Below are 14307 nucleotides of genomic sequence, written 5' to 3' on the forward strand. Positions count from 1 at the left end.
ATCTTTTCTACTTTACAAAAAATTATTTCCGCTTATAAACAGTAAACCGTGTCGGATGACTATCTTTATCGCCTTTTGGAATATCTTGTGTTTGCATAATAGTCCACTTTTCTTTATCAAAAACAGGAAAAAAACGATCGCCCTCTATAGAGGCCAAAACTTCTGTAAGGAATATCTTATCAGCAAGACTAAATCCTTGTTGATAAATTTCTCCCCCACCAATAATAAAAATTTCCTCTACATCACTTTGAGAAGCAACGCTTGTTGCAAAAGAACAAGCCTGCGATAAAGAGTGTGCAACAACTGCTCCTTCAGCACTGAAGGTATCATCACGCGTAATAACGATATTTGTGCGCCCTGGTAAAGGTTTCCCAATAGAATTCCACGTTTTTCGCCCCATGATAATGGGCTTACCCAACGTTAACGCTTTAAAGCGTTGCAAATCTGTCGATAAATGCCAAGGCATTACTCCTTCACGACCAATAACACCATTTTCTGCAACAGCAGCAATTAAACAAATGGAAATCGTCATACTGCTACCGGCGCTTTAATACGGGAATGTGCTTCATAATTAAGCAATTCAAAATCCTCAAATTTAAAAGAAAACAGATCTGTTACCGCTGGATTTATGCGCATACATGGCAAAGCATTGGGTATACGAGACAATTGATATTCTGCCTGTTCAAAATGATTAGAATAAAGATGAGCATCTCCCAGCGTATGAATAAAATCACCAACTTTAAGGCCACTGACTTGCGCAATCATCATCGTTAACAATGCATAGGATGCAATATTAAATGGAACGCCTAAGAAAATATCCGCCGAACGCTGATAAAGCTGACAGGATAATTTACCCTCAGCAATATAAAATTGAAAAAGACAATGACATGGAGGCAAAGCCATTTCCTCTATTAATGCAGGATTCCAAGCTGATACAATTAAGCGACGAGAATCTGGTGTATTCCTAATCATCGTTAAAAGATTTTCAATTTGATCAATATGACGTCCATCAGGAGTAGGCCAAGAACGCCACTGATACCCATAAACAGGACCAAGATCTCCCTTTTCATCAGCCCATTCGTCCCAAATAGATACACCATGCTCTTTCAACCACGCGATATTTGTATCGCCTTTAAGAAACCATAAAAGCTCATAGATGATTGAACGTAAATGCAATTTCTTTGTCGTCAACAATGGAAATCCCGCTTGTAAATCAAAGCGCATCTGATACCCAAAAATAGATCGCGTTCCAACGCCCGTTCGGTCTGTTCGATCAATCCCCTGATTTAAAACATGAGATAAGAGAGCAAGATATGACTTCATAGAGTTATTATGTCCGATTCTTTTCATTATAGAAAATAAAAACTGTAAAATCCGAACAAAGATAATTCAAATCTTTTTCCAAAAACATCTTACACAAGAAAATTATCATGATCTGACTAAATTTTTCATGCAAAAGATAAAATACTATAGACAGCTTCTTAAGAAAAGAACATAGAGTGATAAATGAACAAAAATGGATAAACGTGAAATGAAGGGATCGACTATGGAAAAACAAGAATCTTTAGCACCACATGATACAAGAAAACGTATCTGGGCTATTGTGTCCAGTGCATCAGGTAATCTAGTAGAATGGTATGATTTTTATGTTTATTCTTTTACATCGATTTACTTTGCATCACAATTTTTTCCCTCAGATGGTGATGTCGTTGCACAACTTTTAAAGGCCGCTGGTGTCTTCGCTATTGGTTTTCTTATGCGCCCAATCGGTGGATGGCTCTTTGGCTTCATTGCTGACCGCTATGGTCGTAAACGCTCAATGCTTATTTCTGTTTTTATGATGTGTGGCGGTTCTTTCTTAATCGCCATACTTCCTACTTATGAAACTATTGGAATGGCAGCAGCAATTCTTTTACTTTTACTCCGAATGCTTCAAGGACTTTCTGTCGGGGGTGAATATGGTACGACAGCCACTTATATGAGTGAAATTGCCCTCAAAAACCGCCGTGGATTTTTTAGCTCTTTTCAATATACCACACTGATTGGTGGACAACTTCTAGCCAGTCTCGTTATCTTTATTCTAGCACTTTATCTCACAGAGGATCAACTAAAAGCGTGGGGATGGCGTATTCCATTTGCCATTGGTGGGTGTGGCGCAATTGTTGCAATTTACCTCCGCCGCACACTTCATGAAACAACCACAGAAGAAAATCGTTCTAAAAAGCAAGCTGGTAGCCTTTTAGAGCTTCTACGCAATCACAGGAAAGCTTTTTTTCTAGTTGTTGGCTTTACAGCTGGGGGGTCGCTCACATTTTATACCTATACAACTTATATGCAAAAGTATCTAATCACAACCACCGGCTTTGATAAACATACCGCCACAACAATCATGACAGCTGCGCTCTTTGTTTTCATGTTAGTTCAACCTGCATTTGGTTTTATGGCTGATAAAATTGGAACAAGAACTTCACTCCTTATTTGGAGTGTTTTATCTATTATCTTTACGATTCCTGGACTTCATGTGATTGGTAACACTGATAAAACATGGATTGCTCTATCAGTCATTATTGGAATGCTATGCATTATGAGCTTTTATACGTCCATCTCTGGTATTGTAAAATCAGAAATGTTTCCCGCTGCAGTGCGCGCAACAGGTGTTGGTCTCTCCTACGCTATTGCCAATGCACTGTTTGGCGGTTCTGCTGAATATGTCGCGCTTGGATTAAAAGATCTTGGATACGGATCTGTCTTCTATTTTTATATAACCGGCATGATGATTATTGCATTCATTGCAGTTCTCTTGATGCCCGATGCTCGCAAAAAAGGATATTTACAAGGAGACGATATCCATTAACTTTTGATGTTAACAAAAAGCCCAAAATATTGGGCTTTTTGTAATTTTTTCCTATAGGAGTTTAAAACTTACAATTTTTTATTTTTATCCCTTCAAACATTCTCAAACAGAAATTTGCTCTCCTGCATAGATCGCTTAGCAAAATAAACAGCTTCATATTGTTATGAAAAAATGCTTCTTTGGCTCAATTGTGTGCACTGAAAATAAAGAAGTCTGATTTATTTTAATTACTTCCATTCTTCATCAAAACCGAAGCAAAACAATTATTTTTTTAAAAGATTTTATCAATAATAAATGTCACATTGTCTCATATTTTTATTTAATACGTTCTTTGATGGATCTCACGTGTAAAACCAAGCCCTCATGAAAAATAGAAAACACCACGATGTTATGAGTTCCCTCATTTTTTAAAAAACATTTCTCAAATGTACCCAAATCCATTGCACCATAATGCCCGTGAATGGCATAACGATAAAGCCTCCCGTAAAGCATAAACATAGCACATAACACTGATTTATAATGATATATCTAGCATCATTCAACTTAAATTAAAACGCTGCATAGGATTCTCTCCTTCCAAGCTGATCCTATATTCAATCAATCAAAATTACTTACACATTACAAACAACCAAGTTATGTAGAATGAAACTGTACAAGAAAAAGCTAAAAATGCCTCTTATAAACCATCTCAATGGCTCAAAAGCTGTGTAACATTGTGGATCACCGTCTTTACGCTTATTAAAAAGGCAAGCCGCTATTATACTGTTCTTTAGCCCTTAATATTGCACACTTCCTTGATACTTAAGATAGTTCATCAAAAGATTTTTACGCACATACCAACCTTGCATATATAATAGCCAATAACACCATTTTACGACGCAATATTAAATTTATAAACCAAAGAGTATCATATCCTCACCACCACTCTCGTATGCAAATCATTCACCATGAAACAAAAAACAGCATTGATTGCTCTAGAAAAAAATCTTACAGTAAAACCACTAAACTTTAAGTGTGCAAACGCATTCTTTTACCATCTCAAGTTTTTAGCCTCTACAAAAAATAAAAGACTATTTAGCGCTGAATAAAATCACGCTTCCTACCACAATTCAATTCAAATTTAATTGCTTTATTTATTGATAACATAAACAAAATATATACAAATATTGTTTATTTTGTTTAAGCTCCAAAGAAAAGATCTTAAAAAACTAAAAATATAACAAATCTTCTCAAAGTGTTTTCCTAAGAAATTATCATGATACAATTGCGTTTTTATGCTATACATCGTTAACAACTTTAACGAGTAGAAAAATTATTAATCTAAAAGGGGAATACTTCATGAACAACCAAAATAATCAAACAACGTTAGAGCCACATGATACAAGGAAACGTATTTTTGCTATTATATCCAGTGCATCAGGAAATCTCGTAGAATGGTACGACTTTTATGCTTACTCTTTTGCATCGGTTTATTTTGCCTCACAATTTTTTCCTGAAGATGAAGATATTGTTACACAACTGTTAAAAACTGCAGGAATCTTTTTTATTGGCTTTCTTATGCGTCCAATTGGCGCATGGCTCTTTGGCTTCATTGCTGACCGCTATGGACGTAAACGCTCAATGCTTATTTCTGTTTTTATGATGTGTGGCGGTTCTTTTCTTATTGCCATACTTCCCACCTACAAAACCTTGGGAATAACAGCAGCATTTCTTCTTCTTTTAGTCCGTATGTTTCAAGGGCTTTCCGTGGGTGGTGAATATGGTACAGCAGCCACTTATATGAGCGAAGTTGCGCCCAAAAATCGTCGTGGGCTCTTTGCTTCTTTTCAATATGCAACAACAATCTCAGGTCAACTTCTTGCGAGTTTTATAATATTTATTTTAGCCATGTACCTTAACGAGGATCAGTTAAAAGCATGGGGATGGCGTATTCCTTTTGTTATTGGTGGCTTTGGAGCAATTGTTTCAATTTATCTACGCAGCTTGCTTCATGAAACAACAACCATCAAAAGTCGCTCTGAACAACACGCCGGTAGTCTTAAAGAACTTTTTCGCAATCATAAAAAAGCGTTCTTTTTGGTTGTTGGCTTTACAGCTGGTGGATCACTCACATTTTACACATACACCACTTATATGCAAAAATATCTGATCACAACCACCGGCTTTGATAAACAAACCGCAACAACAATAATGACGGCAGCCCTCTTTATTTTTGTGTTATTCCAACCACTTTTAGGTGCCCTCGCCGATAAAATTGGAGCAAGAGCTTCACTCATTAGTTGGAGTGTCTTATCCATTCTCTGCACCATTCCTGTCCTTAAAATGATTGGCAATGCCCATAACCCATGGATAGCGCTCTTAATCATTATTGGAATACTCTGTGTTATGAGTTTTTATACGTCTATTGCCGGTATCATAAAAGCAGAATTGTTCCCTGCTTCAATCCGAGCAATTGGTGTTGGATTTGCTTTTGCTATCGGCAATGCACTCTTTGGCGGTTCTGCTGAATATGTAGCGCTTGGATTAAAAAATATGGGGTATGAATCTGTTTTCTTTTTTTACATCGTTGGTATGATGATCATTGCCTTTATCTCTATTCTCCTTATGCCCGATATAGATAAAGGAGGATATCTCGATAAAGACGAACTTCATTAAACTGCCACTTTTGTTAAACTGCCACTTTTGTTAAACGGATTGACTAAATGAAAAAGCCTAAGAAATTAGGCTTTTTTATAATTATTTACCCCAAAAAATTCATTTTTTATATTATAAAATCTCCGTTCTTTATCTTACTTTCAATAAGAAAAATTTATCGAATACTTTCTGTGATTTTCAAGGATCATTTTCATAACATATTGAGTTATAATTGCTGTTTCATATTTTGTATATCAAATGAAAAACCTAAATACCGCAAGACTTTCTCATTTCTACCCTTTTGATAATATTATAACCCCCTCCCCTCACAACGATACCTCTTGCAATACATAAAAAGAATGATTCTATAGATAAAAATTATTTAATAAATTTAAAAAATCCGCATATTATATATTATATAAAATAAAAATTTAATTTGTTTTTATAAATTCGTTACAAATAATAAATTATACGTATCAATTCGATAGTAACTTCATTAAAAATTATTAAAATTACTTTAAATTGCATTAAAAATATTACCAATAGAATTTAATTATTTAAAAAGATTAATAAAACTATTTATACTCTATAGTAAATAGATAAAATATTACAGCAATATGTTATTTTAAATATTTTTTATGAAAAATAATCATCATACAATTGACTTTTCCTAGAAATCATAAAAAACTAAGTTTACAAGATATGGATAATAAATCCAAAAGGGGAACAATTCATGGAAAATGAAACAATTTCAGCATCACAAGATGCAAGAAAACGCGTTTTTGCTATTATCGCAAGCGCCTCAGGAAATCTCGTAGAATGGTATGATTTTTACGTTTACTCATTTGCATCGATTTATTTTGCATCACAATTTTTTCCTTCAGATGGTGATACGATCACACCACTGTTGAAAACTGCGGGTGTCTTTTTTATTGGCTTTCTTATGCGCCCGATTGGCGCTTGGTTTTTAGGGTTTATCGCCGATCGTTATGGACGTAAACGCTCAATGCTTGTATCCATTTTTATGATGTGTGGTGGCTCTTTTTTCATCGCTATACTTCCCACCTATGAAACCTTGGGAGTAACATCAGCAATCCTTCTCCTTTTAGCTCGGATGATGCAAGGACTTTCAGCGGGGGGCGAATATGGAACAGCAGCCACTTATATGAGTGAAGTTGCCCTCAAAAAGCATCGTGGGCTTTTTGCTTCTTTTCAATCTGCCACCCTTATTACAGGTCAGCTTCTTGCCAGTTTCATTATATTTATTCTAGCAACTTATCTTTCTGAAGATCAGTTAAAATCATGGGGATGGCGTATTCCTTTTTTGATTGGTGGATGTGGAGCACTCATTGCGATTTATCTACGTCGTGCGCTTCACGAAACAACCACCCACGAAAGCCGCTCTCACAAACACTCTGGTAGTCTTAAGGAACTTCTCACCAAACATGCAAAAGCCGTTGTCGTGATTGCCTGCTTTGCATCAGGAGGGTCACTCACATTTTACACCTTTACGACTTATATGCAGAAATATCTGATCACAACCACCGGCTTTGATAAACATACCGCAACAACGATTATGACAGCTGTACTGTTTATTTTCATTCTGTTCCAACCCATAGCGGGTATTATTGCCGATAAAATTGGAACAAAAACTTTACTTATCATTTGGAGTATACTCTCTGCCATCTTTACATTTCCAGGACTCTGGATAATTGGGAACACCCATAATATATGGGTTGCTGTATGCGTTATTATTGGCTTACTGTTCATTATGAGCATGTATACATCCATCTCTGGTGTTGTAAAATCAGCTATGTTTCCCTCTTCCATACGGGCATTAGGTGTTAGCATCTCTCATGCCATTGGTAACGCCTTATTTGGTGGTTCTGCTGAATACGTCGCACTTGGATTAAAAAAGTATGGTTATGAATCACTCTTTTATTTTTACATAACCATCGTGATGATCATGGCCTTCATTGCGCTTCTCTTTGTCCCAAGTATGCGTAAAGGAGGGCACCTCCAAGACGATGAAAAACGTTAGCCCACTCTATATAAACAAAAAAGCCCAAGAAATTGGGCTTTTTTATCATTATCGTAAATTTAATATTATTTAAATTTTATCAAGTGCATTAAGTTGCTTAGCGACTAAGTAATAAAAAGTCATACGACTTTTTCGACGCTCTCCAGCCATCATCTGAGCAACTTTTGAAACCGCCATTTTAGCACTCTGCTCATCAGCTTCTAAAACGTTTTGAACCCATTTTTCAACCCGTTCTAACTCTTTTGGATCCGATATCGCAACAAGCGCTGCATCCTGCTTTTTCATCACCAAAGCTAAACGATGCTCAAGTCGTTCAACTGCTGCTGCATCGGGGTTTGAATCATATTGTTTAATATCTGCTAGATTATTTGTCATTTTGCATCATCTCCTCTCCAAAAATAAGCGGTCTATACTTTACAGCCGCCTCATATAGCTCCATAAATAATTAGAGGATTAAAAATATTAACAACCCCCCCTTTTCCTAAGACTGTTCTTCATCTATATTTAAAGAGCTGGCTTTTCAGCTATGGTAATAAATGGACGGTGAAATAAACCTATTGGACCCGGGGGCGGTACCCGGCGCCTCCACCAAAATATAAACCACAAAAATTATATTTTGGTGGGGGCGAAATAGGATCGACAAGGGTGTAAAGATCGCTCTTTTACTCGGCATTGTACCACCGTTATCGGGCTAAATGAGTAGTTGCAAATGACAACTATGCGGAAGCACGTCTCGCTGCTTAAGGCAGTGTGAATGTTTCAAATTGACTCTTAAACCGTCGCAGGTTTAAGCGGGGTTCGGAGGCACCTGGCAACAGAAGCCTTCACTTTTTTAAATGTTATTGATTGATCTTTCAGACATTATCAGACATTATTTCTCGTGTTTTTTCGATTCAATGAGGTACCTTATAGACAAAATACTGTCCATTTTTAAATACATTCTCTTAACACAATATCAATACGACCCATTCTGCTACGCGAAATAAAAGGAATAAACTTCAATGATTAAAGATCAAATCCGTTACGATATTCTCGTTCAGGATGCGCTTCGTGGAGTTATCCGTCAGGTTTTATCGGAAGTTGCGAAAGTAGGACTTCCAGGAAATCATCATTTTTTTATAACTTTTTTTACAAACGCTCCAGGCGTTAAAATCTCTTCACGGCTAAAGGATCGCTATCCTGAGCAAATGACAATCGTCTTGCAACATCAGTTTAGAGATCTCAGTGTTTCAGAAACAGCCTTCGAAGTAACCCTCTCTTTCAGAGAAATTACTGAAAAACTTGTGATTCCTTTTACATCCATTCAAGTCTTTTACGATCCTGTAGCAGCATTTGAAGCAGCATTTGATCTGCCCTCAAAACTTCCTTCTGTAGAAAGTGAGAATTCAGAACAGACTTCATCTGCACCCATCACTTTATCAAACGAACAAAAAAAAGAAAATACACCCACAAAAGAACAAAATCTTAATACCAATAAAGAATCTTTAAATAACGATACAAAACAAAGTGCTGATGTTGTCTCTTTAGACTCTTTTCGGAAAAAATAAACTTTCTCATGACTGAACCGATAAATCTTCGCCAATTTCGCAAACAAAAAAAGCGTGCAGAAAAAGCGCTTCATGCTGATGAAAATCGCTATCGTTTTGGACGAACAAAAACTGAAAAACTGTTCGAAAAAAAAGAAGCTTTAAAGGTACAAAAGTTTTTGGATCAAAATCGTTTGCAAAATGACGAATAAAAAGGGGGGGGAAATGAACGAAAATAATTCGATCGATTGGTCAAAAGTCACCCCACAAAAGATATCTGTTCGCGTTGATGGGCATGCAACAAGTGTCTCTTTAGAACCGCCATTTTTAGATATTCTCAAAAATATAGCCCGCAAAAAAGGACAATCTTTAGCCTTTATTATCACTGATATTGATAGCCAAAGACCACAACAAGTCAATCTTTCGTCCTCGTTACGCGTTTACGCACTTCAAAGTGTTCTGACAAAACGTCTTTAGTCCTTGCTTTTGTTTTAACATCTCTTGTTCAGTGTAAGTCTGTTGTAGTTTTTAAAAGAAAAGTTTTTTAAACCTAGAACTTTAATAAAAAAAAGATTACAAAAAAGGTATAATGAATAATTTTTCTGATCACATACCTTTCTTTGAAGAAGATGCCCCCCCACTCCATGATAAGGAAAACTCTGGGGTTTCTTCCCCTGTTCTAAAAGAAAAAAAATCATATAACACAAACTATTTAGAACAGCTTAATCCAGAACAGCAACAAGCTGTTATGAATACTGAGGGACCTCTTTTAGTTCTTGCTGGTGCTGGTACTGGAAAAACACGTGTTTTAACAACCCGCATTTCTCACATTCTGCGCTCTGGACTTGCCTCCCCCCAACAAATACTTGCTGTCACTTTCACCAACAAAGCAGCCCGTGAAATGAAAATACGTATTGGTGAACTCATTGGTGAAGTTGTTGAAGGGATGCCTTGGCTTGGAACTTTTCATTCCACTGGTGCTAAAATTTTACGCCGCCATGCAGAGCTTGTTGATTTAAAAAGAAACTTTACAATTCTTGATAGCGATGATGTTCTTCGACTTTTAAAACAGCTTATTCAAGCTAAAGGATTAGACGATAAGCGTTGGCCCGCACGAAACCTTGCCATGATGATTGATTCTTGGAAAAATCAAGGACTTTCACCAGAACATATCTCAAAAAGTGAGGCGTATTCCTTTGGCAATGGCATGGGACGCGAACTTTATCGCAGTTATCAAAATCGATTAAAAGATCTTAATGCTTGTGATTTTGGCGATCTTCTGCTTCATTCTATCTCTATCTTCCAACACAATCCAGATATTCTTCGCGAATATCATTCTCAATTTCGCTATATTCTTGTCGATGAATATCAAGATACAAATACAGCACAATATCTCTGGCTTCGCCTTTTGGCACAACATCCTCAAGGTCAAAATGTTAATCTTTGTTGCGTTGGCGATGATGATCAATCTATTTATGGGTGGCGTGGTGCAAAAGTCGAGAACATATTACGGTTTGAAAAAGATTTTCCTTCTGCCAAAATTATTCGTCTAGAACGCAATTATCGCTCAACATCCCATATTCTTAAAACCGCCTCCCATCTGATTGCTCATAATGAAGAAAGACTGGGCAAAGTCCTTTTTTCTGCTCAAGAAAAGAGCGAAGAAGAAAAAGTAAAAATTCATTCAGCATGGGATTCGGCAGAAGAAGCACGAGCAATCGGAGAAGAAATCGAACGCGCCCAACAAAGCGGTCATGCATTAAATCATATGGCTATATTGGTACGCGCCTCATTTCAAATGCGTGAATTTGAAGACCGCTTTGTAACACTTGGCCTTAACTATCGTGTCATTGGAGGTCCTCGTTTTTATGAGCGAATGGAAATACGTGATGCCATGGCTTATTTACGCGTTGTTGTCCACCCCGCTGATGATTTAGCTTTTGAACGTATTATCAATACACCTAAACGCGGCATAGGCGATGCAACCTTGCGCATTCTTTATGAAAGTGCACGCGCACGCTCTATTTCTCTCTTTTCTGCTGCTGCTGATATCATTGAAACAGATGAACTCAAGCCTAAGGCACGCAGTGCTTTACGAAGCCTTATTGAACACTTCCGCCGCTGGCAAAATATGCTGCAATGCACCCCCCACAGAGAACTTGCCGAGATCATCCTTGACGATTCTGGTTATACAACCATGTGGTTAGAGGATCGCTCACCAGAAGCGCCCACACGATTAGAGAATCTTAAAGAAATGGTCCGTTCCATGGAACAATTTGAAAACATTCAAAGTTTTTTAGAACATGTTGCACTGGTTATGGAAACAGAAAATAATGAAAACATGGATGCCGTCAACATCATGACACTTCATTCCGCTAAAGGGCTTGAATTTGAAACAGTTTTTCTTCCAGGCTGGGAAGAAGGACTTTTTCCCCATCAGCGCTCATTAGATGAAGGCGGACGTTCAGGCTTAGAAGAAGAACGGCGTCTTGCTTATGTGGGGCTTACAAGAGCAAAAAAATATCTGCATATATGGTTTGTATCCCACCGCAGAGTTCACGGACTTTGGCAATCTGCTCTTCCCTCCCGTTTTCTAGATGAATTACCAGCAGAACATATAGAAGCCATAGCCATGGAAACATCTTATGGTGGTTATGGAACATACTCTTTTCAACATCAAGACTCCTTTTATAAGGACTATGCAACACCAAGACAAAAGCGTACACAAAAAAACAAAAATATTGAAGGAAAAGTTATCGCTCACTCAGTCTCTGAAGCAGCATTAAATTTTGCAATCAATGATCGAATTTTTCACATAAAATTTGGCTATGGTCATATTACAGCGATAGATGATCATAAATTGACAATCATGTTTGAAAAAGCTGGAGAAAAGCGTGTATTGGATAATTTTGTCGACAAAGCTTAACCAAAAAACCACAATCCGCTTGATCAAAGGCCGTTTTATCAAAGAACCATTTTATTCTGAATGTCCTTTCCATTTGCGAACAAAGGCTTCAATGGACAAATTTTGCATATCAGGCAATGCGTTGTGAATTTTATCAAGCGGCCAATCCCACCAAGCCATCTCTAAAAGATCTTCTATTACATGATTGGGAAAACGCATCCGCAATTGCTTAGCAGGAACCCCAACAACAATCGTATAAGGCAAAACATCTTTTGTTATAACAGCATTGGCTCCAATAATTGCACCGTGTCCAACTGTTACCCCAGGCATAATAACCACACCATGCCCAATCCACACATCATGCCCAATCATAACACGTTTTGCACAACGTCTTTCACGAAAAGAATGATCGAGAGCCCTATAACGAAAATATTCGTTTGGACGATAGGTTATTTTATGGGTTGAAACACGCTCCATAGGATGCTCCAACGCATTCATCCGTACATGAGATGCAATAGAACAAAAACGACCAATATCGCTATAAATAGCCTCACTGTCATGTTCTAAATAAGAAAAATCCCCAACGGTTACATCCCGCAAAATCACCCGCTCATTAATTTCTACATAGCGCCCTAATTTACAACCATGCAACCGTGCCGTCGTATGAATACGCGGTTTGCTTTCATGAAATCGAAGATCATTCTCAACATTCATAATATTGTCTTCCTGCAATTGTTTCATCAAGAGATATGAAAAGACATACCAACCAAACCCACAAAATCAACCGTGAAACAAACATTGCAAAACAAACCAGCCAATGCTAGAATTTTTTGACACGTTTTAAAAGAGACAAGCTATGAAAAATGTAATCCGCATCTTCAGCCTAACAGTTGTATTTCTTGGGGGGATTTTTATTTATGATACATTGATCAATAAGCCTTTAGGTGATGACTTTACGCTCACCGATTCAAATGGACAAACAGTTACCGAAGCTGATGTTCGCAGTAAACCTTCAATTATTTTCTTCGGTTTTACGATGTGCCCTGAAACTTGTCCTACAACATTGATGAATCTTGATCGATGGCTTACAGCCCTTGGGCCAAAGGCTGATAAATTAGGAAAATGGTTTGTAACTGTTGATCCGGAACGCGACACCCCCGAAGTACTTCATGAATATCTCAGTAATTTTTCCAATAAAATTATTGGCATTAGTGGAGATCCTGAGAAAGTTTATAAAATGGTCAATTCTTTCAATATTGTTGCTGAAAAAGTGCCAGGGACAGATGGAAACTATACTTACGACCATACGGCAGCAATTTTTTTACTCAAAAAAGGTGGAAAGTTAGCAGGTGTTATCCGTTATGAAACGGAAGAAAATGACAGCGAATTAAAAGATGAAATCGCCATTGAACGGCTCAAAAAGCTTGTTTCAAACTAAAAAAGCCGATTATAAAGAAAGAACAGCATGTCGCAACAAATTCGCCTCTATTATACTGCTTTAAAAAATGAAGCAGAACGGTTTTATACACTTATAGAAACAGCTTTTGACGAAGAAGGGTATCCTTTGGCTCTTACCGAGATAGACGAACAAAATGCTGTTTATGAGCTTTCTCTATATGTCGATCAAGACAATCACGAGAAGACATTGAAGCGTTTTGCGAGCATTCTTTCTATAGATTCTAATAAAATTAACCATGAAATTTTGCCCGATATTGACTGGGTACAAAAAAGCCTAGAAGGACTAAAACCAATCCATGCTGGTCCTTTTTTCTTCATGGAAGTCACAACCGAGATGCCATTCCTGCAAATGTTCTCCCTATTGAAATTGAAGCAAATCAAGCCTTTGGCACTGGACATCATGGAACAACAGCGACTTGTTTAGAAATGATCGCCAAAATCATGAAACACGAGAATCCACAAAATGCCCTTGACCTTGGAACTGGCAGTGGAATCTTAGCCATTGGTATGGCAAAACTCAAGCCTATTGCTATACTTGCATCGGATATTGATCCAATCGCTATCAAAGTTGCACAACACAATATTGCACTCAATGGCGTAGAAAAATATATTACAACAATTACAGCAACAGGTTTTACCCATGATGAAATTACATCACGGGCCCCCTTTGATCTCGTTGTTGCCAATATTCTTGCCAATCTTCTCATTGAACTTGCACCAGCAATGGTTCAAGTACTTCAAAAAGGGGGATCACTCATACTCTCTGGAATCCTTGAAGAACAACATGCTGATGTCCTAAAGGCTTATGTAAAACAAGGGCTGAAACACATTGAAACATTCCACCGTCAAGGATGGGTTACAATACATCTAAAATAAATGAAAAGGACGT

12 protein-coding genes, 1 other RNA gene and 1 pseudogene are annotated in these 14307 nt (G+C 37.4%); 10 read left to right on the forward strand and 4 right to left on the reverse strand.

The window, feature by feature from the left end:
* Window positions 1-22: 22 nt before the first annotated feature.
* Window positions 23-532 (reverse strand): dihydrofolate reductase, encoded by a 510-nt coding sequence (locus tag CEV08_RS02510; RefSeq protein ID WP_100130218.1) that lies wholly within the window; start codon window positions 530-532, stop codon window positions 23-25.
* Window positions 529-1323, reverse strand: a complete 795-nt coding sequence (locus CEV08_RS02515) for a thymidylate synthase (RefSeq protein WP_100130219.1) — start codon at window positions 1321-1323, stop codon at window positions 529-531. The genes CEV08_RS02510 and CEV08_RS02515 overlap by 4 nt, the downstream gene beginning before the upstream one ends.
* Window positions 1324-1546: 223 nt before the next feature.
* On the opposite strand from CEV08_RS02515, the gene CEV08_RS02520 reads away from it, so the two are divergent.
* The 3 genes from CEV08_RS02520 to CEV08_RS02530 all read left to right on the forward strand — a co-directional run bounded on the left by CEV08_RS02520 (window position 1547) and on the right by CEV08_RS02530 (window position 7529).
* A complete protein-coding gene (locus CEV08_RS02520) occupies window positions 1547-2854 on the forward strand; it encodes an MFS family transporter (protein ID WP_100130220.1) in 1308 nt (435 codons plus the stop codon).
* Between the two features lie 1338 nt (window positions 2855-4192).
* On the forward strand, window positions 4193-5509 hold the full coding sequence (locus CEV08_RS02525; protein ID WP_100130221.1) for an MFS family transporter: 1317 nt from the start codon (window positions 4193-4195) through the stop codon (window positions 5507-5509).
* 712 nt (window positions 5510-6221) lie between these two features.
* On the forward strand, window positions 6222-7529 hold the full coding sequence (locus CEV08_RS02530; protein ID WP_100130222.1) for an MFS transporter: 1308 nt from the start codon (window positions 6222-6224) through the stop codon (window positions 7527-7529).
* A gap of 69 nt (window positions 7530-7598) precedes the next feature.
* Here CEV08_RS02530 and CEV08_RS02535 read toward each other — a convergent pair whose 3' ends face one another.
* The gene (locus CEV08_RS02535) at window positions 7599-7904 is read right to left on the reverse strand and encodes a DUF2853 family protein (RefSeq protein ID WP_100130223.1); all 306 of its coding nucleotides are present in this window, start codon (window positions 7902-7904) and stop codon (window positions 7599-7601) included.
* Between the two features lie 97 nt (window positions 7905-8001).
* Between CEV08_RS02535 and ssrA the strand changes: the two genes are divergently transcribed.
* From ssrA to CEV08_RS02560, 5 genes are all read left to right on the forward strand, one after another.
* Window positions 8002-8358, forward strand: a transfer-messenger RNA (tmRNA) gene (gene ssrA / locus CEV08_RS02540).
* A 172-nt stretch (window positions 8359-8530) separates the two neighbouring features.
* Window positions 8531-9076, forward strand: a complete 546-nt coding sequence (locus CEV08_RS02545) for an SspB family protein (RefSeq protein WP_100130224.1) — start codon at window positions 8531-8533, stop codon at window positions 9074-9076.
* Window positions 9077-9084: 8 nt separating this feature from the next.
* A complete protein-coding gene (locus CEV08_RS02550; RefSeq protein WP_100130225.1) occupies window positions 9085-9267 on the forward strand; it encodes a DUF4169 family protein in 183 nt (60 codons plus the stop codon).
* 13 nt (window positions 9268-9280) lie between these two features.
* Window positions 9281-9532, forward strand: coding sequence for a ribbon-helix-helix domain-containing protein (locus CEV08_RS02555; protein WP_100130226.1), 252 nt, complete (start codon window positions 9281-9283; stop codon window positions 9530-9532).
* Window positions 9533-9644: 112 nt separating this feature from the next.
* Entirely contained in the window at window positions 9645-11981 is a 2337-nt protein-coding gene (locus CEV08_RS02560) for an ATP-dependent helicase (protein ID WP_100130227.1), read from the forward strand.
* Window positions 11982-12032: 51 nt separating this feature from the next.
* Here the strand turns inward: CEV08_RS02560 and CEV08_RS02565 are convergent, their stop codons facing one another.
* Window positions 12033-12674, reverse strand: a complete 642-nt coding sequence (locus CEV08_RS02565) for a DapH/DapD/GlmU-related protein (protein ID WP_100130228.1) — start codon at window positions 12672-12674, stop codon at window positions 12033-12035.
* A gap of 142 nt (window positions 12675-12816) precedes the next feature.
* Between CEV08_RS02565 and CEV08_RS02570 the strand changes: the two genes are divergently transcribed.
* The gene (locus tag CEV08_RS02570; protein WP_100130229.1) at window positions 12817-13398 is read left to right on the forward strand and encodes an SCO family protein; all 582 of its coding nucleotides are present in this window, start codon (window positions 12817-12819) and stop codon (window positions 13396-13398) included.
* Window positions 13399-13425: 27 nt separating this feature from the next.
* Window positions 13426-14294: pseudogene (locus tag CEV08_RS02575) on the forward strand (50S ribosomal protein L11 methyltransferase).
* Window positions 14295-14307 lie beyond the last annotated feature (13 nt).

Origin of the sequence: Bartonella tribocorum, assembly GCF_002778015.1 — a bacterium.
Lineage (GTDB): Bacteria > Pseudomonadota > Alphaproteobacteria > Rhizobiales > Rhizobiaceae > Bartonella > Bartonella tribocorum_B.